Origin of the sequence: Muricoccus pecuniae (assembly GCF_014199205.1) — a bacterium.
Classification (GTDB): Bacteria; Pseudomonadota; Alphaproteobacteria; order Acetobacterales; family Acetobacteraceae; genus Roseomonas; species Roseomonas pecuniae.
In genome coordinates, this window is the sequence record NZ_JACIJD010000017.1 from 20,376 (window position 1) to 39,686 (window position 19,311).

At 72.6% G+C, this 19,311-nt stretch carries 21 protein-coding genes; 9 read left to right on the plus strand and 12 right to left on the minus strand.

What is annotated here, in order from left to right:
* The first annotated feature begins 269 nt into the window (after window positions 1–269).
* The 7 genes from FHS87_RS16795 (at window position 270) to FHS87_RS16825 (ending at window position 7,239) form a co-directional block, all read left to right on the plus strand.
* Window positions 270–1,595: an ABC transporter substrate-binding protein gene (locus FHS87_RS16795; protein ID WP_184520547.1), complete on the plus strand. Its 1,326-nt coding sequence runs from the start codon at window positions 270–272 to the stop codon at window positions 1,593–1,595.
* A gap of 13 nt (window positions 1,596–1,608) precedes the next feature.
* Complete coding sequence (locus FHS87_RS16800) at window positions 1,609–2,544, plus strand: branched-chain amino acid ABC transporter permease (protein WP_184520548.1); 936 nt, start codon at window positions 1,609–1,611, stop codon at window positions 2,542–2,544.
* Window positions 2,541–3,485 (plus strand): branched-chain amino acid ABC transporter permease, encoded by a 945-nt coding sequence (locus FHS87_RS16805; protein WP_184520549.1) that lies wholly within the window; start codon window positions 2,541–2,543, stop codon window positions 3,483–3,485. Before FHS87_RS16800 ends, FHS87_RS16805 begins: the two co-directional genes overlap by 4 nt.
* Window positions 3,482–4,264: an ABC transporter ATP-binding protein gene (locus FHS87_RS16810; RefSeq protein ID WP_184520550.1), complete on the plus strand. Its 783-nt coding sequence runs from the start codon at window positions 3,482–3,484 to the stop codon at window positions 4,262–4,264. The genes FHS87_RS16805 and FHS87_RS16810 overlap by 4 nt, the downstream gene beginning before the upstream one ends.
* Window positions 4,257–4,952 carry an ABC transporter ATP-binding protein gene (locus tag FHS87_RS16815; protein WP_184520551.1) on the plus strand — a complete coding sequence of 232 codons (696 nt, stop codon included), beginning with the start codon at window positions 4,257–4,259 and terminating at the stop codon, window positions 4,950–4,952. The genes FHS87_RS16810 and FHS87_RS16815 overlap by 8 nt, the downstream gene beginning before the upstream one ends.
* 75 nt (window positions 4,953–5,027) lie before the next feature.
* Window positions 5,028–6,155, plus strand: coding sequence for a zinc-dependent alcohol dehydrogenase family protein (locus FHS87_RS16820; RefSeq protein ID WP_184520552.1), 1,128 nt, complete (start codon window positions 5,028–5,030; stop codon window positions 6,153–6,155).
* Window positions 6,156–6,243: 88 nt separating this feature from the next.
* Entirely contained in the window at window positions 6,244–7,239 is a 996-nt protein-coding gene (locus tag FHS87_RS16825; protein WP_184520553.1) for an MBL fold metallo-hydrolase, read from the plus strand.
* Between the two features lie 67 nt (window positions 7,240–7,306).
* Here FHS87_RS16825 and FHS87_RS16830 read toward each other — a convergent pair whose 3' ends face one another.
* The 12 genes from FHS87_RS16830 to FHS87_RS16885 form a co-directional block, all read right to left on the minus strand.
* Complete coding sequence (locus tag FHS87_RS16830; RefSeq protein WP_184520554.1) at window positions 7,307–8,284, minus strand: Bug family tripartite tricarboxylate transporter substrate binding protein; 978 nt, start codon at window positions 8,282–8,284, stop codon at window positions 7,307–7,309.
* 67 nt (window positions 8,285–8,351) lie between these two features.
* Complete coding sequence (locus FHS87_RS16835; protein WP_184520555.1) at window positions 8,352–9,140, minus strand: enoyl-CoA hydratase/isomerase family protein; 789 nt, start codon at window positions 9,138–9,140, stop codon at window positions 8,352–8,354.
* Between the two features lie 12 nt (window positions 9,141–9,152).
* Complete coding sequence (locus FHS87_RS16840) at window positions 9,153–9,761, minus strand: carboxymuconolactone decarboxylase family protein (protein WP_184520556.1); 609 nt, start codon at window positions 9,759–9,761, stop codon at window positions 9,153–9,155.
* Between the two features lie 11 nt (window positions 9,762–9,772).
* Window positions 9,773–11,005, minus strand: a complete 1,233-nt coding sequence (locus tag FHS87_RS16845; protein ID WP_184520557.1) for a CaiB/BaiF CoA transferase family protein — start codon at window positions 11,003–11,005, stop codon at window positions 9,773–9,775.
* Window positions 10,998–11,606 (minus strand): glutathione S-transferase family protein, encoded by a 609-nt coding sequence (locus FHS87_RS16850; RefSeq protein ID WP_184520558.1) that lies wholly within the window; start codon window positions 11,604–11,606, stop codon window positions 10,998–11,000. The genes FHS87_RS16845 and FHS87_RS16850 overlap by 8 nt, the downstream gene beginning before the upstream one ends.
* 111 nt (window positions 11,607–11,717) lie before the next feature.
* On the minus strand, window positions 11,718–12,458 hold the full coding sequence (locus tag FHS87_RS16855; RefSeq protein WP_184520559.1) for a GntR family transcriptional regulator: 741 nt from the start codon (window positions 12,456–12,458) through the stop codon (window positions 11,718–11,720).
* A 48-nt stretch (window positions 12,459–12,506) separates the two neighbouring features.
* Complete coding sequence (locus tag FHS87_RS16860; RefSeq protein WP_184520560.1) at window positions 12,507–13,421, minus strand: 2-hydroxyacid dehydrogenase; 915 nt, start codon at window positions 13,419–13,421, stop codon at window positions 12,507–12,509.
* Window positions 13,418–14,068: a fumarate hydratase C-terminal domain-containing protein gene (locus FHS87_RS16865; RefSeq protein WP_184520561.1), complete on the minus strand. Its 651-nt coding sequence runs from the start codon at window positions 14,066–14,068 to the stop codon at window positions 13,418–13,420. Before FHS87_RS16865 ends, FHS87_RS16860 begins: the two co-directional genes overlap by 4 nt.
* Before the next feature lie 9 nt (window positions 14,069–14,077).
* Window positions 14,078–14,947 (minus strand): fumarate hydratase, encoded by an 870-nt coding sequence (locus FHS87_RS16870; RefSeq protein ID WP_184520562.1) that lies wholly within the window; start codon window positions 14,945–14,947, stop codon window positions 14,078–14,080.
* Between the two features lie 23 nt (window positions 14,948–14,970).
* Window positions 14,971–15,573, minus strand: a complete 603-nt coding sequence (pcaG, locus tag FHS87_RS16875; protein WP_184520563.1) for a protocatechuate 3,4-dioxygenase subunit alpha — start codon at window positions 15,571–15,573, stop codon at window positions 14,971–14,973.
* A 4-nt stretch (window positions 15,574–15,577) separates the two neighbouring features.
* Window positions 15,578–16,303 (minus strand): dioxygenase family protein, encoded by a 726-nt coding sequence (locus FHS87_RS16880; protein ID WP_184520564.1) that lies wholly within the window; start codon window positions 16,301–16,303, stop codon window positions 15,578–15,580.
* Between the two features lie 46 nt (window positions 16,304–16,349).
* The gene (locus FHS87_RS16885) at window positions 16,350–17,333 is read right to left on the minus strand and encodes a tripartite tricarboxylate transporter substrate-binding protein (RefSeq protein ID WP_184520565.1); all 984 of its coding nucleotides are present in this window, start codon (window positions 17,331–17,333) and stop codon (window positions 16,350–16,352) included.
* A gap of 166 nt (window positions 17,334–17,499) precedes the next feature.
* Here FHS87_RS16885 and FHS87_RS16890 point away from each other — a divergent pair, with 166 nt between their 5' ends.
* Both FHS87_RS16890 and FHS87_RS16895 read left to right on the plus strand, forming a co-directional pair.
* Entirely contained in the window at window positions 17,500–18,342 is an 843-nt protein-coding gene (locus tag FHS87_RS16890; RefSeq protein WP_312862032.1) for an alpha/beta fold hydrolase, read from the plus strand.
* Entirely contained in the window at window positions 18,339–19,301 is a 963-nt protein-coding gene (locus tag FHS87_RS16895; protein WP_184520566.1) for a Bug family tripartite tricarboxylate transporter substrate binding protein, read from the plus strand. Before FHS87_RS16890 ends, FHS87_RS16895 begins: the two co-directional genes overlap by 4 nt.
* Window positions 19,302–19,311 lie beyond the last annotated feature (10 nt).

A 19,311-nucleotide genomic window follows, 5' to 3' on the forward strand; every position in this document is an offset into this window, starting at 1 on the left:
GGATATCGTGCCAGCGATGAGCCCACCCGGCCTCAACGAACTTGACCCCGAGGGCCTTCGCCAACCAAGCTCAACCAATCCGAGAGATTGCGTAGGCTGCAGGCCGAGGCAGGGGAGCGGAGAGGTGCGCGACAGCGAGATGCGGCCCCCTTCCGTTCCATCCACATTCCCGAAGAGGAATGGGAGCCAGTCGGCCATGATCCACTGACACGGACGAATTGATAGATCCAAGCCGGAACCAACCGGCAGGACTCCTTGGAGGAAGCGCCATGCACGAATCATCCCCGCTCACCCGCCGCGGCATGCTCGCCGCCGGCTTCGGATCGGTCCTGCTGCCCGGCAGCCTGTCGGCGCAAGCGCCTGCGCAGAAGCCGTCCGAGTTGAAGATCGGCATCACGACATTCCTCTCCGGACCCGCCTCCGTCTTCGGCGTGCCCGGCCGCAACGCGGCGGAGATGCTGGCCGAGGAGGTCAACCGCGAGGGCGGCATCGGCGGCGTGCCCGTCCGGCTGTTCTTCGTGGACGAGGGGCCGGGGATCGACCACCTCGTGGGCGAGTTCCGCCGCCTCGTGCAGAACGAGCGGGTGGACGTGATGTTCGCTTCCATCTCCTCCGGCTCCTGCCTCGCCTGCACGCCGCTGGCCGAGGAGCTGCGGAAGGTGACGGTGCTGTGGGATTGCGGCAGCCAACGCATCTTCGAGGAGAACTCCTACAAGTACGCCTTCCGCAGCCAGGCGAACTCGACCGGCGAGGTCATGGCCGCGCTGCTCTATCTCCTGAAGCACAAGCCCGACTTCCGCTCGATCGCCGTGGTGAACCAGGACTACGCCTGGGGCCGGGACTCCTGGGAGATCTGGAAGACGGGGATGGATGTGCTCAAGCCCGGCGTGCGCGTCGCGGCGGAGCTCTTCCCCCGCTTCGGCGCCACGGACTTCTCCGCCGAGGTGACGCGGCTGCTGGCGCTGCGCCCGGACATCATCCTCAACACGAGCTGGGGCGGCGACCTCGACACCTTCATCCGCCAGGCGGCGGAGCGGCGGCTGTTCGAGCGCTCGACCTTCGTCATGCCGCTCGCCGAGTCATCGCTGGAGCGCGTCGGCCGGCTGCTCCCGCCGGGGCACATTGTCGGCAGCCGCGGGGACCACTGGCACCAGCACCCCAGGCCCGCGAACCCGCAGGCGCTGCAGCGCTTCGTGGAGAACTACCGCAGCCGCTTCAACGCCTATCCGATCTACCCGACCTACCACATGGCGCAGGCCTTCAGCGCGCTGCGCGCCGCCTATGCCAAGGCGATCGCCGGGAACGGCGGCAACTGGCCGTCCGACCTCCAGCTCGCCGGCGCCTTCCCCGGGCTTGAGTTCGACAGCCCCACGGCCCGGCTCCGCATCCGCGAGGACGGGCAGGGGATGGAGCCCCAGCTCATCGGCACGACGGTGCAGGACGACCGCTTCCCCTTCCCAGTGATGGACCGGATGGTGATCTTCCCGCCCGAGATGGTCATGCCGCCGGTGGGGCAGAAGAGCCTGGCCTGGATCCGCACCCTGAATGCCGATGTGGTGTCGCGCGTGCCGGACCCCGTCCGCCCGGCCGGCTGACGGGGACCGACACATGGGTGAATGGTTCGAACAGAACGGCGCGCTCCTCGGCCTCGCGCTGCTGGACGGCATCGCGAGCGCCGCGCTGATCTTCATGGTGGCCGTCGGGCTCAACCTCGTCTTCGGCGTGCTGCGCGTGCTCAACGTCGCGCATGGCAGCTTCTTCGCCATCGGCGCCTATGCGGCGGCCTCGCTGGGCCTCTTCCTGGCCTCGGCGGGCCTGCCCGCCTGGGCCTCGCTCCTGGCCATCCTCCTGGCCGCCGTGCTGACGGGGCTGACCCTGGGCCCGCTGATCGAGCGCTTCCTCCTCCGCCGCATCTACGCGGAGGAGTCGGTGCTGCAGCTCCTCGTCACCTTCGCGCTGTTCATGATCCTGGAGGATGCGCAGAAGCTCCTCTGGGGCGTGCAGCCCGTCTCCTTCAGCGGGCCCGTGTCCATGATGGGCACGGTGGACGTGCCCTTCGCGGGCGACGTGATCCCCTACAACACCTACCAGGTGATTCTGCTGCCCGCGATCGCGCTGCTCACCCTTGTCGGCCTCGCGCTGTTCCTGCGACGCACGCTCACGGGGAGGGTCATCGTCGCCGTCACCCTCGACCGCGAGGCGGCGACGGCGATGGGGATCGATGCCGGCCGCATCTATCTCCTCACCTTCGCCTTCGGGGCCGTGCTGGCCGCGCTCGGCGGGGCGCTCTCGGCACCCACCGCCTCCCTCGTGCCGGGCGTCGGCGCCTCCACCATCGTGCTCTCCTTCGCCGTGGTGGCGACGGCGGGGCTGGGGCAGATCGAGGGCGCGGCGCTCACCGCGTTGATGATCGGCATCGGCCGCTCCGTCGCCGTGACCTTCGAGCCGGAGCTGGAGGTGGTGGTCCCCTACCTCATCATGGTCGCCGTGCTGCTCGTGCGGCCGCAGGGTCTGTTCGGGGTGCCGGAGACGCGACGGATATGACCCTTCGCCGCACCGAGATCCTGCTCGCCCTTCTCCTCGCCGCCGCCCTCATCCTCGCCGCCCTCTCGACGCCCTGGCTGCGCTTCGTCCTGACCATCGCGCTGGCCAAGGGCGTCGCGGTGCTGGGCATTCTCCTGCTGCTGCGCGCCGGGCAGGTGAGCTTCGGCCATGCGCTCTACGTCGCGCTCGGCGCCTATGCGGTGGCCTTCCTCGCGCCATCCATGCCCGAGGCGTCGCTGCTGCTCCCGGCCGCGGCCGCCCTGGCCGGTGCCGTCGGCCTGCTGGTCGGGCTCTTCGTCTCGCGCTACCGCGAGATCTTCTTCGGCATGCTGAACCTCGCGCTCAGCATGGTCTTCTACTCCGTGCTGGAGAAGCTCTACCACATCACCAAGGGCACGGACGGCATCCGCGTGCCGGCGATCACCGTGCTCGGCCAGCCGCTGGAGGGCGCGACCTATGGCTGGGCGGTGTTCGGCATCGCGCTCGCGCTCGCCTTCCTCTTTGGCCTCTTCGTCCGCGCCTATCTCGCCTCGCCGATGGGCCAGGCCCTCGCGGCGATCAAGACGCGCGAGACCCGGCTGGACTTCATGGGCGTCTCGCCGCGCCAGATCCTCCTCTCCGCCTATGTGCTCTCGGCGGTCATGGCCGGCTGCGCGGGAGCGCTGATCGCGATGGCGACGCGCCACGTCACGCCGCTGCTCGCCTACTGGACAGCGTCCGGCGAGCTCGTCTTCATCGCCGTGCTCGGCGGCGCGGGAGGCGTGCTCGGCCCCTTCCTCGGCGCCATCACCTTCGAGCTGGTGCGCGTCTACGCCGCGGCCACGGTGGCGGATGCGTGGCAGATGATCCTCGGCACGGTGCTGCTGCTGGTCATCCTCTTCGCCCGCGGCGGCATCTGGGGCCTCGTCGCCTCGTGGCTGGGCCGGAGGCGCGCAGCATGAGCACCCTCCTGGAGGCCCGGGGCCTGCGGCTGGCCTTCGGCGGCGTGAAAGCCGCTGACGGCATCGACCTCTCGGTGGCGAAGGGGGAGTTCCTGGCCATCATCGGCCCGAACGGCGCGGGCAAGACCACCTTCATCAACATGACCACCGGCTACCTGCGCCCTCAGGGCGGCCAGATCCTCTACGACGGCGCCGACATCACCGGCCGCCGGCCGCGGGAGATCGTGCGGCGGGGCATCGCCCGCTCCTTCCAGCTGCCGCAGCTCTTCTCCGAGCACACGGTGGAGGAGAACGCGGCGCTCGCCATCGCCGCCCGGGACGGCATCTGGTCCCCCCTCCGGCCCCTGCTCCGCCCGGCCTGGCGGGAGGAGGCGAGGGAGCTGCTGGACCGCTTCGGCCTCCTTCCCATCGCGGACCGCCGCGCCGACGCGCTGAACGAGGGGACGCGCAAGCTGGCCGACATCGCCATGGCCGTGGCGCTCCGCCCCCGCGTGCTGCTGATGGACGAGCCGACCAGCGGCGTCGCCGCCTCCGAGAAGATGGCGGTGGTGGAGACGCTGGCGCGCGTGCTGCGGGGCGCGGGCGTCACCGCCGTCTTCGTGGAGCACGACATGGACGTGGTGGAGCGCTTCGCCGACCGCGTGGCCGTCTGGGCGCAGGGGCGGATCGCCGCGCTGGGCTCGCCCGCGCAGGTTCTGGCCGACCCGGAGGTGCAGCGCAACGTCATCGGCATCGGGCGGCCGGGCCGCGCCGGGGTGGAGGGGCCTGCCCATGCTTGAGCTCCGCTCCGTCGCCGCCGACATCGCCGGCGCGCCGGTGCTGCGCGGCGTCTCGATGCACCTGCCGCCGGGCGGCCTCGTCGCCCTCATCGGCCGCAACGGCGCGGGGAAGACGACCACGCTGCGCGCCATCATGGGCCTGCTGCCGCTGCGCGGCGGCGCGGTGCTGGTCGGCGGGGAGGAGGTGACCTCCGCCCCTGCCCATCACCGCACCCGCCTCGGGATCGGCTACGCGCCGGAGGAGCGGCGGCTGTTCGGGCCCTTCACCGTGCAGCAGAACCTTCTGCTGCCGGCGGAGGTGCTGCGCCTGCCCCCGGCGGAGACCGCGCGCCGCCTCGACGCCGTCCTCACCTTCCTGCCGGAACTGGCGGCGCTGGCCTCGCGCCGCGCGGCCGGGCTCTCGGGCGGGCAGGGCAAGATGGTGGCGCTCGGGCGCGCGCTCATGGTCGGCACGCGCGCAGTGCTGCTGGACGAGCCTTTCCAGGGCCTCGCCCCGGCCCTCGCCCACCGCTACGCGGACGCGCTGCGCGGACTGCACGCGGCCTTCCCCGGCGTGGCCCTGCTGGTGACGGAGAGCAATCCGCAGCTGCTCGAGCCGCTGGTGGACACGACCTATGTGATCGAGCGCGGCGAGATCGTGCCCGACGAGATCGCCACGCTCAAGACCACCATCACCAAGCACGGCTGAGGCCGGGGGGAAGAGCATCATGCGTCACGTGGAAGGTGCCCATCGCAGCGAGGCCGGGCGGCGCGGGAGGGGCGCGTGAGGCGCGTCCGCTCGGCGATCCTCCGCCAGTCCGGCCTGCCGCGCCCCTATGCCGAGAGCCGCCCGCTCGCGATCGAGGAGGTGGAGCTGCGCCCGCCCGGGCGGGACGAGGTTCTCGTCCGCATCGCGGCGGCCGGGCTCTGCCACTCCGACCTCTCCGGCATCAACGGCGACCGACCGCGCCCGCTGCCGCTGGCGCTCGGCCACGAGGCGGCGGGCGTCGTGGAGGAGCTGGGGCCGGGGGTGACGGACCTCTCGCCCGGCGACCACGTGGTGATGTCCTTCGTGCCCGTCTGCGGCCACTGCCCGGAATGCGCCGACGGCCGCGCCCAGCTCTGCGAGCCGGGCAACGCGGCCAATGTCGCGGGCACGCTGATGGGCGGCGGACGGCGGATCCTCTGCGAGGGTGTCGAGATCAACCATCACAGCGGCGTCTCCGCCTTTTCCGAATACGCCGTCATCCACCGCCGCTCCATCGTCCGGATCGACCGCGAGCTGCCGCTCCCGATCGCGGCGCTGTTCGGCTGCGGCGTGATGACCGGGGTGGGCGCGGTGATGAACACCTGCCGCGTCAGGCCGGGGCAGAGCGTGGCGGTGGTCGGCCTCGGCGGCGTCGGCCTCTCCGCGCTGCTCGGCGCGGTGGCCAGCGGGGCGGGGCGCGTGATCGGGATCGACCTGTCGCCCGCCAAGCTCGAGCTGGCGCGGACGCTCGGCGCCACCGACACCTTCCTCGCGGGCGACGGGGATGTCGCGGACGCCGTGCGCGCGGCGACGGGCGGCGGGGTGGACCACGCGCTGGAGATGGCGGGCGCCGTCCCCGCTTTCGACCTCGCCTTCCGCATCACCCGCCGCGGCGGCACCACGGCCACCGCCGGGCTCTCGCGCCCGGGCAGCGAGTTCCGCCTGCCCGCCGTCCCCGTCGTGGCGGATGAGCGGGTGGTTCGCGGCAGCTACATGGGAAGCTGCGTGCCGAGCCGGGACATCCCGCGCTTCATCGCCCTCTACCGGGCGGGGCACCTGCCCGTGGATAAGCTGCTGTCCTCCACCGGGCCGCTGGAAGGGATCAACGAAGCCTTCGACCGGCTCGACCGGGGCGAGGTCGTCCGCCACGTCATCACGATGTAGCGGCGGTACGGGGCCCGGGCCGGCTACCCCCGGGATCGAATGGGCCAATCAACTGGGGCCAAGAGAACAACCGATGGAGGGAACAGGCATGAACGGGCTTTCGAGGCGCGCGCTCCTGGGCGCCACTGCAGGATCGGCCATGGCCGGGCTGGCGATTCCCGCGGCAAGGGCGGCCGCACCCTTCCGCAACGACCTGCCGCCGGCCTGGCACCGCTTCCGGATCGGCGAGTTCGAGGCGACGGTGATCTCCGACGGCGCGCTGCCGCTCGGCGACCCGACCCAGGCCTTCCTCGGCGTGGAGGCCGGGGAGGTCCGGAGGATGCTCACCGGCGCCTTCCTGCCGCCGGGGGCGGCGACGCTGGCGCAGAACGCGCTCGTGCTGAACACCGGCCGCCAGCTCGTGCTGTTCGACACGGGGATGGGCGACAGCATGGGCGAGGCGAGCCGCATGTTCGGCCCGACCACGGGTCAACTTCTGAAGAACATGCGCGCCGCCGGCATCGACCCCGCGCAGATCGACATGGTGATCGCGACCCACGCCCATTGCGACCACATCTGGGCGCTGGTTGACGCGAACGGCAACCGCAACTTCCCCAACGCCCAGGTCGCGATCTCGGAGGCCGACCTGCGCTATTGGACGGATGATGCGAACAAGCGCGGCCCGGAGTTCATGACGGCCTTCATCGACGGCGCGCGGAAGAACCTGGCGGCTTATCGCGACCGGATGGTGATGGTGCGGGACGGGCAGGAGGTCATCCCCGGCGTGACGGCGGTCGCGAGCCCCGGCCACACGGTCGGCCACCACTGCTACATCATCGCCTCCGGCGACAAGGTCGTGATGAACACCGGCGACCTCGCGCATCACCAGGTGCTGCTGCTGCGCCGGCCCGGACTGGAATTCTCCTTCGACACGGACCCGAAGCTCTCGGCCGCGACGCGGACCCGCCTGCTCGACCGCATCGCGACGGATCGCTACGGGGTTCTCTCCTACCACTTCTCCTGGCCGGGTCTGGGCCATGTCGTGCGGGAGGGGGAGGGGTATGGCTGGCTGCCGAGCCCGATGAACACGACGCTGGTGGAGTAGCGCGGCGGCGCGAGGGGGAGGGGCGCGGCGAAGGGCACGCCGTGCCCTCCCTAGGCGGCGCGGGGCCCTACTCGATCCGGATGTTCGCGACGCGGATGACCTCGCCCCATTTCGCGGTCTCCGCCCGCAGCAGGGCGGCCAGCTCCCCGGGCGTGCCGCCGTGCACCGTCCCGCCCCCCTCCGCGAGGCTGCGGCGCAGCTCCTGGTCCGCCAGCGAGGCCGCGGCGGCCTCGTGCAGGGCCGCGATCCGGTCGGCCGGCGTGCCGGCGGGAACGAAGAGCGCGTACCAGGTGTCCGAGATCACGCCCCTCGCGCCGGCCTGCTCCATGGTGGGCAGGTCGGGCAGGGCGGCGAGCCGCTCATCCGCCGTGACGGCCAGCGCGGGCAGGGAGCCGCTCCGGATATGCGGGATCACCACGGGAACATCCGCCAGCAGCATGTCGATCGTACCCCCCAGGAGGTCGGTCACGGCCGGGGCCGCGCCGCGATAGGGGACATGGACGATGTCGATGCCCGTGCGGAGCCGGAACAGCTCCCCGGCCAGGTGGAGGGAGCTGCCATTGCCGGCCGAGCCGTAGCTGAGGCCTCCCGGCCGCCGCCGGGCCAGCGCGACCAGCTCGGCGACCGACCTCACCCCGAGCCTCGGGCTGACGACGAGGACCTGCGGGACGGAGATCACGTGGATGACCGGCTCCAGGTCCTTCGCGGGGTCATAGGCCATGCGCGGCATGAGCTGCGGCAGCACCACCATCGCGCCGGTGGAGGCGAGGACGGTGGTGAGGCCGTCCGGGCGGCTCCTGGCGGCCGCCTCCACGCCCACCATGCCGCCCGCGCCCGAGCGGCTCTCCACCACCACCGGCTGGCGCAGCCTCGTGCCCATCGCCGCGCCGAGGAGCCGCGCGACGAGATCGGCCGGCCCGCCCGCGGCGAAGGGGACGATCATCCGCACGGGCTGGTCGGGGAAGCGCGGCTGCGCGGGGGCGGGGAAAGGGGACAGGAGGCCCGCCGCGGCGAGCAGGGACAGGTTCCGGCGTGTCGTGCGCACCGCGATCTCCTCTCCGGCCCATAGGGGGCCGCTTGGCGGGCAAATATTGGAAACGGGCTTGCCGGGCTCAGCGCCCCTGGAATACGGGCCTGCGCTTCTCGGCGAAGGCGCGCTGCGCCTCGCGCGTGTCCTCGGTGCGGGCGAGCGCGACGGTCTGGCTCTGCTCGTAGCGGTAGCCGTCGCGCAGCGGCATCTCCTCCGTCAGATTGAAGGAGCGCTTCGCGGCCTGCACCGCGAGCGGCGCCTTGGCGGCGATCTCGCGGGCGATCGCCGTCGCCTCCTCGACCAGCCGCTCGCGCGGCACGCAGAGGGAGGCGGCGTTCATCCGCAGCAGCTCCGGGCCGGTGATGCGCCTGGCGGTGAGGATCATCAGCCGCGCGTCGGACTGGCCGAAGTGGCGCATCACATGCCGCACGCCGCCGGCGAGGCCGACATCCACCTCGGTCATGGAGAGGAAGGCCTCCTCCGCCACCACCAGGATGTCGCAGCAGAGCGCGAGCACGCAGCCCGCGCCGATGGCCGCGCCGTTCACGGCGGCGACGACCGGCTTGCCGCACTCCATCACCGCGTCGAAGGAGGCGCGGACGAGGCGGTTGTGGCGGGGATAGCCGCCCGGTTCCCCGGCGAGGTTCGGGCGCTCGCGCAGGTCGGCGCCGGCGGAGAAGGCGCGGCCCTCGCCGGTCAGCACCACGGCGCGCACCTCCTCCGTGTCGTGGATCACGTCGAAGACGCGGACGATCTCCTCGCGGAAGCGGCGGTCCTGCGCGTTCACGGGCGGCGCGGTGATGGTGACGGTGGCGACGTGCTCCGCGAGTTCCACGCGGAAGCGTTCGATGCCTTCGAGACCGGGGATCATGGCGGGCCCTCCCTATTCCGCGGCGCGGGCGGTGGTGCGGGCGGGCGCGAGCGGCGCCAGGCCGGATTCCGGCGCGGCGAGCACGGGAGCGACGCCGTCGGGCAGCGGGATCTCGTGCGCGTTCAGCGTCATGGAAACCATGGTGTAGTAGCCGATCACCGCGGTCAGCTCGACCACGCCGCGCTCGCCCCAGCGCTCCCGCACGGCGTCGTAGACGGGGCGCGGCACCCCGCCGGAGAGCTGCAGCTCGCGCGCGAACTCGTAGACCAGCGCGTCCTCCGCCTCGTCGAAGGCCGGGGCCGCGCCGCGGTGGATGGCATCGATCGCGGCCTGGGGAATGCCGGCCTCGGCGGCCGCGCGGGCATGGACCCACCACTCCACCTGGCTGGACCAGCGGCGGCCGGTGACGACGATGGCCAGCTCGTTCAGCCGCCTGGGCAGGCAGGTGCCGTAGCGCAGGAACTCGCCCAGGGCGGACCAGCGCGCGGCGAGGTCGGGGCTGTGGATCACCGCGCGCAGCGGGCCGATCATCTGCCCGCGCGGGCCGGAGACCACGGCGTCGTGCACGCGGCGCTGCTCGGGCGACATCTCCGCGGGGGAGGGGAGGGGGATGCGGGCCATGCGGCGCCTCCTCAGACCACGCCGCGCGCGGAAAGGCCCGCGACGGCTCTCTCATCCAGTCCCAGCTCCGCCAGCACCTCCGCCGTGTGCTGCCCGAGGGTGGGCGGCGCACGGTCGAAGCGCAGCGGGTTCTCCGCGAAGCGCAGCGGGCTCACCACCTGCGGCACCGTGCCCGCGACGGGGTGGGGCAGGTCGCGCAGCATCTGCCGGTGGCGGATCTGCGGGTCCTCGAAGACCTGGGGGACCGTGTTGATCGGCGCGCAGGGCACCCCGGCCTCGTCCAGCGCGCGCATCAGCGCGGCGCGCTCGAAGGTCTTGAACCGCCCTGCCAGCAGCGGCGTCAGCTCGGCGTTGTTGCGCACGCGGGCGGCGTTGGTGGCGAAGCGCTCGTCATCCGCCCAGGCCGCGCAGCCGATCGCCGCGCAGAGCTTGCGGAACTGGCCGTCATTGCCGACCGCGAGAACGAAGTCGCCATCCGCGCAGGGGAAGACGTCCTGCGGCTGGATGTTCGGGTGGCGGTTGCCGCCGCGCTTCGGCGGGCGGCCGGAGAGCAGCCAGTTCGTCGCCTGGTTCGCCAGGAAGGCCGCCTGCACGTCCAGCATGGCGAGGTCGATCGTCTCGCCCACACCGGTCTCGCCCCGGCGCGCGAGGGCGGCGAGGACCGCCACGGCCGCGTACATGCCCGTCATGAGATCGACGATCGGCACGCCCACCTTCTGCGGGCCACCGCCCGGCGCGTCGTCCCGCTCGCCGGTGACGGACATGAGGCCGCCCATCGCCTGGATGGCGAAGTCATAGGCCGCCTGGTCCGCGCGCGGCCCGTCCTGCCCGAAGCCGGTGACGGAGCAGTAGATCAGGCGCGGGTTCGCGGCGCGCAGCGAGGCGGCGTCCAGCCCGTAGCGCGCCAGCGCGCCGGCCTTGAAGTTCTCCAGCACGATGTCCGCGCCCCCGGCGAGGCGGCGGATGATCTCCTGGCCCTCGGGGCTGGCCATGTCCACGGTCACGCTGCGCTTGCCGCGGTTCACGGCGAGGAAGTAGCCGGCATCCTTCGTCGGGTTGCCGTCACGGTCCTTCAGGAAGGGCGGGCCCCAGCCGCGCGTGTCGTCGCCGGCGCCGGGGCGCTCCACCTTGATCACGTCCGCGCCGAGATCCGCCAGGATCTGCGTGGCCCAGGGCGCGGCCATGATGCGGCTGAGATCGAGCACGCGGATGTGGGAGAGCGGGCCCTGGCGCGCTTCAGTCATCCACCGCCTCCGTCGCGCGGGTGGAGGGACGCGCGGAGAACTCCGCGTGCCAGGCCGCCAGCGCCGGCCGCCCCTCGCGCCAGGGCAGGTCGGCGAAGCGGAAGTCGAGATAGGAGAGGGCGCAGCCGATCGCGATGTGGCCGATATCGAAAGGCAGGGCGGCCATGGCGGGCGCCTCCCTCTCCAGCCGATCCAGCGTCGCGCGCGTCTTCGCGGCGAAGCTGTCCAGCCATTCCGCCGTCCTCCGCTCCGCCGGCTTGTCGCGCTCGTTGCGGAAGAGGATGAGCAGGTCGAGGAAGCCGTTGCCGAGGGCGTGGCGCGTCAGGGCCTCGAAGCGCGCGGGCGCCGCGGGGAAGAGGCGGCCGCCGGCGATGTGGTCCAGGTACTCGATGATGGTGAGGCTGTCGAACAGCGCGCGGCCGTCATCCAGCACCAGCGTCGGGATCTTGCTCAGCGGGTTGTCGGGCAGCAGCGCCTCGTTCGGCCTGCCCATGCGGACCACGGTGCGCACGGTGTCGATGCGGTCCGCGAGGCCCAGCTCATGGGCGGCGATCATCACCTTGCGCACGAAGGGCGAGCGCGGGGACCAGTGCAGCTTCATGCGGCGGGCCGCCCGGGGGCCGGGATGAGCATGGCGTCTCCCCTAACATTCTTTGAACCAGCTATATGACCTTTATGGGCCGCGCGGCGCTCCGCGTCCAGCCCCGCCCGGCTATTTCAGCTTGATGTCGATCCGCACGACATCGCCGCGATAGATGCCGTCGGCCACGAGGACCAGTGTGCCACCGGCATCCACGGCCGCGCGGTGCACGAAGGCCACGGGCGCGTTCAGCGGCAGCTGCAGCGCGTCGGCCGTCTCCACATCCGCGACGCCGATCGTGAGCGTCTGCCGTGCATCCACCACCTGCACGCCCTTCAGCCCGGAGACGAGGCGTAGCGCGGTCTTGCTGGACAGGTCCTCGGCGCTGATGAGCGGCGAGAGGCGCGCATCGAGATACAGGTCGGCGAGCAGGAAGGGCTGCCCGTCGCGCCAGTGGCGGCGGCGGACATGGCGGTAGAAGGGCGCAGGCGTCCCGATGCTGTCGGGGATGGCGCTGCCGGGCATCCCGTCGGCATCGCCCAGGATCTCGATCTCCGCACCCTCGCGGGAGCGCAGCAGCCCGTTCCAGTCGGCCTCCACGTCGCACCACAGCCGGTTGGCGGGGGTCTTGCGGACGAAGGTGCCCTTGGCGCGGAAGCGCTCGATCAGCCCTTCCGCCTCCAGGTCGTCCAGCGCCTGGCGGATGGTGGCGCGCGCGACGCTGCACTCCGCCGCCAGCTCGTCCACCGTCGGGATCCTCTGGCCCAGCTTCCACGCGCCCTGCTCGATCCGGCGCCGAAAGAGCGTGGCGAGCTGGATGTAGCGCGGCACGGCGCTGCGGCTGAGGTCGAGCTTGCCGGGAGGGGCGTTCATGGCGCCTTCTCGCACGCGCCGGGGCGGGCGGGCGAGCCCCGCCGGGGGTCAGGCCGCCGCATCGAAGAAGGGCTCCCCGGCCCGGAAGGCGGCGATGTCGCGCAGCATGCGCCCGATGATCGCGGCGCGCGTCTCATGCGTCAGGGAGGCGTAGTGAGGCGCCAGCGCGACGTTCTCCAGGGCGAGGAAGCGCGGGTCCAGCCCGGGCTCGCTGGCGAAGACATCCAGCCCCGCGCCGGCGATCCGGCCCCCCTCGAGCGCCGCCAGCAGCGCCCCCTCCTCCACCACGGAGCCGCGGGCGATGTTGACCAGGAAGCCGCGGGGGCCGAGCGCCTCCAGCACCGCCGCGTCCACGAGGTGTTGCGTCCCCGGCCCCCCGGGGGTGGCGAGGATCAGCGCGTCCGCCCATCCCGCGAGGGCGGGGATGTCGGGCAGGAAGGGCCAGGGCGCCTCCGGCTTCGGGCGCGGGCCGGTCCAGGCCACCTCCATGCCGATGCCCTCGGCGCGGCGGGCGATGGCGGCGCCGATGCGGCCGAGGCCGACGATGCCCGCCCGCTTGCGGTGCAGGCTGGTGCCCGGGCTCATCCGCCCCTGCGACCAGCGGCCGGCGCGGACGAAGCGGTCCGCCTCCGCGACGCGGCGCGCGCAAGCGTAGAGCAGGCCGATGGCGAAGTCCGCCACGTCCTCGGTCAGCTCGTCCGGCGTGTGGCTCACGGCGATGCCGCGGGCCCTGGCCGCCGCGAGGTCGATGCGGTCGAGCCCCACCCCCATGGAGGTGATCAGCCGCAGCCCCGGCAGCGCCGCCATGGTGGCCGCGTCCGCCCCGGCCATGCCCGAGGTGACAGCAATCCGTGCGCCCGCCGCGCCGGGATCGTCGCGCCCGACGAGGGTGTAGTCCGCCGCCAGCGCCTCGCGCAGGTCCTGGGGGAGGGTGGCGAGGGCGATGATGGTCTCGGGGTTCATGCGCTTCCCTCGGCCTCGGCCTCGGCCTCGGCGCGCGCGCGGGCGAGCCCGGCCATGATCTCCGGCATCCGCGCCGCGGCGGTCTCGCTCAGGCTGCCGTAGAGGCTGTTGCCATGCGCGTCGATGCCGACGGTGAGCGGGCCGAGCTCCTCCACCCGCAGCGTCACGAGGCGGTAGTGCGAGACGAGGTCGTTCCAGTCCACCGAGACAACGGCGCGGATCGCGTCCGAGAGCAGCGGCGCGCCGCCGCCGACGAAGGAGAGATAGACCCCGCCCACCTCGCGAAGCGCCGCCACGCAGGCCGCGTCCAGCCCGCCCTTGCCGCCCACGGCGCGCAGGCCGAAATGGCGGATCAGCCCGGGCATCAGCGGGTTGAAGCGCGTGCTGGTGGTCGGGTTCATGTAGAGAACCTCGAAGCCGCCCCCCTCCGTCTCGCGCGAGTAGGAGCCGAGGTGGAAGAGGCTGCCGCCATGCAGATCCCGCGGCGCCTCCCGCCTGCCCTCCGCCACCTCCACGATGCGGTGATGCGTGGGCAGGCCGGCGGTGATGGTGATCTCGCCGTCCAGCAGCACCATGTCGCCGGCGCGGAGCGACAGCGCGTCCCCTTCCGAGAGCGGCATCCGCAGACGCCGGATTTCTTCCTCCATCGCCGCCTCCTACTCGATCCGCTCCAGCCGCCCGTCGCCGTAGAGGCGCGCGCGGGTGCGGCGGTTGATCCAGCAGTTGAAGGCGACCGCCACGGGGGTGAAGCCGTGCCCGGCCGCGTATTCGACATGCACACCTAGCGCTGTGGTGTCGCCCCCCGTTCCCATCGGGCCGAAGCCGGTGGCGTTGACGGCCGCGAGCAGCCGCTCCTCCATCGCGGCCAGGATCGGCTCGGGGTTCCTCGTGCCGTACTGGCGCAGCGTCGCGCGGGCCGCGAGCTTGGCGCAGTAGTCGAAGGTGCCGCCGATGCCGACGCCGATATTGACGGGCGGGCAGTGCTGCGACCCCGCCTTCAGCACGCACTCCATCACGTAGCGCTCGATCATCTCCAGCGTGGGGAAGGTGAAGATCTCCATCGCCGCCCAGCGGCCGGAGCCGAGCGCCTTGGGCTGGCAGGTGATGTCGGCGTAATCAACGCCGTCGATCAGGTCCCAGGTGACGAGCGGCATCTCCTTGCCGCGGTAGCTCCGCTCGTTCGTCAGGGGGTTGGTGACGTGCTTCAGGAGGGGCGGGTTCGTCGTGGCCACCAGCTCGTCGAAGCCGTCGGAGACGGCGCGCTTGATGTCGCCCTCCAGCGGCACGCCCGTGCCGATGCCGATGACGTAGTTCGGCACGCCGGAATCGGAGCAGACGAGGCGGTCCTGCGTCTCCGCCATCTCCGCGCTGCGAAGCAGGATGCCGAGCGTCCGCCGCGCGACCTCGTTCGTCTCCACCTCCCGCGCGCGGCGCAGGGCATCGAGCGTGTCGTCCGGCACCTTGCGGAGGGACCACTCGTAGAGCTGCGCCGTGGCGCGCTTCATCATGTCGTAGGTGATCGGCACCGCGTTCCTTTCCTGCCCCCTCCTTAGTCCTCGAAGAAGGGCGTCTCCTCCTCCGCATTGCCGCGGAGATGGATGTCGAAGCGGAAGACGCGCAGCCCCTCCGCCTCGCCTTCCGGCACGGCGACGATCTTCCCGCGGCGCGGCTCCGGCACGAGGTTGAGCACTGGATCGGCCGCGTTCTCCCCGGCGAAGTCGGGGAAGAACACCGTGGTCAGCGCGCGCCGCATCAGCCCCGCGCCCATGACGGTGAGGTTGATGTGTGGCGCGCGGCGGCCGGCGGGGTCGTCGTAGCCGCCGGGGAGAAGGGTGCGGAACTCGTAGCCCCCCTCCGCATCCGTCCAGGCGCGCCCCCAGCCGAGGAAGGCGGGATCGGCAAGGGGCTGCGCGGGGTCGGCGGGGTGGTTGAAGCGGCCCGAAGCATCGGCCTGCCAGGCTTCGAGGATCATGTTGAGGCAGGGGAACCCGCCCTCCTTCGTCACGCGGCCGCGGAGGAGGACCGTCTCGCCGCGCGCCGTCGGCTGCGCCCCGGCATGGAGGCGCGTGAGGTCGTTGTCGCCCTCGGTGAAGAAGGTGCGGGGGAAGAAGGGGCCGATCGTGTGCTGGGAGGTCGGCGCGAGATGGCTCATCGGCTCAGGCCTCCGGCGTGGCGCGGCGGCCGCGCAGCACGATGTCATGGGTGAAGCCGAGCCAGCCGTCGCCCACCTCCGCCGGGTGGGTCTGGCGCGCGATCAGGCGCCTGCGCGCGGCGGGATCGGGGATGGAGTTCAGGATGCGGTCCCACTCGTTCATCGGGTCGCCCGGGAAGTACATCTGCGTCACGAGCCGCGAGAGGGAGGAGGGGCCGAGGATGGAGAAGTGCACGTGGGGCGGCCGCCACCACGTGTCCTTCACCGGCACGGGATAGGCGCCGGGCTTGATGGTGAAGAAGGCGTAGCGGCCCTCCTCGTCCGTGCGCACGCGCCCGTTGCCGACGAAGTCCGGGTCCAGCGGCGCATCGCGCTGGTCGATCGGGTGGTAGTAGCGGCCGGCCGCGTTCGCCTGCCACAGCTCCACCACCGCCCCGCGTACCGGCCGCCCGTCCTCGTCGAGGATGCGGCCGGACATGTGCATGAGCTGGCCTTGCGCGATGCGGCCGGGGCCGAGCACGGCCAGGTTGCTCTCGTCGCAGGGCAGCTTGCGCCAGAGCTCCAGCGGGCCTGTCGCCTCGGTGCGCGTGACCGGGCGGCGGATCAGAGGCTGGGCCGGAGTGTGCGTCCAGGTGTTGGGATAGCCCTCGATCGGCACCGCCGGCTCGATCCCCGGGGGGAAGGGCTCGAAGCGGTCGGGGAGGGGCGGCGGGGGGAAGTTGGTGTCCACGGGCGGCCTCGATGGGATCCTGGTGGCTTGGCGGCCGTCTCCGGCCTCACTCGTCCGGCCTGAAGCCGGAGGCGGCGACGATCGGGCCCCAGCTCGCGGTCTCGCGCGCGATGCGCTGGGCGAAGGCGGCGGGGTCCATCACATGCGGCGCGATGTCGATCCGCGTCAGCGCCTCGCGGATCTCGGGGGTGGCCGCCGCGGCGACGATCGCCTCGTGCAGGGCCGAGACCGTGGCCGGGGACGCCCCGGCGGGCAGGACGGCGCCGTACCACTCCTCGTGGACGAGGTCGGGGAAGCCGGCTTCCGCGAAGCTCGGCACCTCATCCAGCCGCGGCAGGCGCCGGGGGGAGGAGATGGCGAGGAGGCGCATCTCGCCCGCGCGGTGGAAGGCGGTCATCTCGCCGAGCGGCAGGATCACCGCCTGCACGGTGCCCGCCAGCAGGTCGGCCGCCGCGGGGGCCGAGCCGCGATAGGGGATGTGGTTCATCGTGAGCCCGGCCATGCGCGCCAGCTCCGTGCCGATGAAGTGCGGCATGGATCCCGGCACGGGCGAGGCCCAGTCCACGGAGGGGCGCGCCTTGCCCCAGGCGATGAACTCCTGAAGCGTCCTCGCCGGATGCTTCGAGGAGACGGCGAGGCCGAAGGGGAAGACGCAGACGGGCGAGACGGGCGTGAAGTCCTTCAGCGGGTCGTAGCGCAGCGTCCGCGCGTAGAGATGCGGGTAGATCGTCAGCATCGAGGCCGGGGTGATGACGAAGGCGGAGCCGTCCGGCGCGAGCGGCTTGAGGGTTTCGAGCGCGAGGCGCCCGCCGGCCCCGGGGCGGTTGTCGACCACCATCTGCGCCGCGCCTCCCGCGCGCAGGCGCTCGACATAGAGGCGCGTCACGCTGTCCGCCGTGCCGCCGGGCGGGAAGCCGACGATGGCGCGGCCGGTGCGGGCGGTCTGCGCGGCGAGCGGGCGCGCGGCGAGGCCCGTGGCGGCCCCTGCCAGCAGGGACAGCGCCGCGCGGCGCGCGAGGGGGATCGACATGGGGCGGCACTCCTCCGACGTTCCTCGATGATGATCGGCCCTGTGCATGCCGGGCCGTTTCCACGGAGGTTGTCCGCCCCGATCCATTAAGTCAATAGGCTGACCTTTTGACAGCGACGCTGCCCGCTGGCATCGTCGGGGGAGAAGGAAGAGGCGAGGGAATGTCGTGAGGCGGCGAATGGCGCTGATGGTGCCGGCGATCCTCGCCTCCCTCCCGAGGGAGGCGGCGGCGGTGGAACGGAAGCGTCTGGAACGGGGAAGCGGCGTCATCGAGGTGCTGGCCGAAGGGCGCGGGCCGCTGCTCGTGCTGCTGCCCTCCCTCGGGCGTGGACAGGAGGATTTCGACGACCTCGCGCCCCGCCTGTCCGGTGCGGGCCTGCGCGTGCTGCGCCCGGAGCCGCGCGGCATCGGCGGGTCCAGCCCGCTGCCGGCCGGCGCCACGCTGCACGACATGGCGGCCGACGTGGCGGCGGCGATCGAGGCGGAGGGCGGCGGGCCCGCGATCGTCGCGGGCCATGCGGCGGGAAACTGGGTGGCGCGCGTCCTGGCGCATGACCGGCCGGAACTGGTGCGCGCCGTGGCGCTCCTCGCGGCCGTGACGGGTACCGATATTGACCCCGAGATCCGCCGCTCCATCACCGCGAGCTTCACCCTCACCCTCTCCGACGAGGAGCGCCTGTCGCATCTGCGCCGCGCCTATTTCGCGCCCGGCAACGATGCGAGCGTCTGGCTGCCGGGCTGGCACCCGGAGGTCTCGATGGCCCAGCGCGCCGCGGCGGCGGCCACCACGGACAAGGCCTGGCTGCGGGCGGCCGAGCGGCACCCGCTGCTCTATGTCGCGGCCGCGGAGGACGCGATCGCGGCGCCGCCCTCGCTGGAGGAACTGCGGGCGAGCCTCGGCCCGCGCGTGACGCGGGTGGTGGTGGAACGCGCCGGGCACGCGCTGGTGCCGGAGAGGCCGGCCGCGGTGGCGGAGGCGCTGGTCGCCTTCGCGCGGGGGCTGGCATGACCCGCCGCCGGGCCCTGCTGGGCACGGGGCTGGCGCTGCCCGCCCTTCCGGCCCGCGCCGAGTTCCCGGGCCGCAGCATCCGCCTGATCGTCCCCTATCCGCCCGGCGGCATCACCGACCTCGTGGCGCGCCGGGTGGCCGAGGGGCTGGGCGCGCTGTGGGAGCGGCCGGTGGTGGCGGACAACCGTCCCGGCGCGAGCGGGAACATCGCGGCCACGCTCGCCGCGCGCGCGGCGCCGGACGGCAACACCCTCTACATCGGCTTCGCCGGCACCCATGCGATGAATGTTAGCCTCTACAGGAAGCTCGACTACGATCCCGTGGCGGATTTCACCCCCGTCTCGCTGCTGATCGAATCGCCGCTCGCCCTCACCGTCCATCCCTCGGTCCCGGCCCGGAACCTTGCGGAGCTGACGGCCTATGCGAGGGCGAATCCCGGTAGGCTCGCCTTCGGCTCGTCCGGCAATGGCGGCGCCTCCCACCGCGCGCTCGAGATGTACAAGGCGATGGCGGGGGTGGACATCCTGCACGTGCCCTATCGCGGCGCGGCGCAGTCCAACACCGACCTGCTCGGCGGGAAGATCCAGGGCATGTTCGACACGCTGATCACGGCGGCGCCGAACATCCGCGCCAATGCCGTGCGCGCCCTGGCCGTGACGGGGCGCGGCCGCGCGGCGCTGCTGCCCGACCTGCCCACCCTCGCCGAGGCCGGGCTGCCCGGCTACGCCTTCCTCACCTGGCTCGGCCTGCTGGCGCCGGCCGGGCTCCCCCTGGAGATCCGCGACCGCATGAACCGGGACGTGCGGAGGGTGCTGGCCGACGAGGCCATGCGGCGCTGGTGCGAGGGGAACGGGCTGGAGCCCGCGCCCTCCTCGCCGGAGGGTTTCGCCCGCTACATGGCCGATGAGACGACCCGCTTCGCCGCCTTCGTGCGCGAGACGGGGATGACGCTGGAATGAGCGGGAGGGG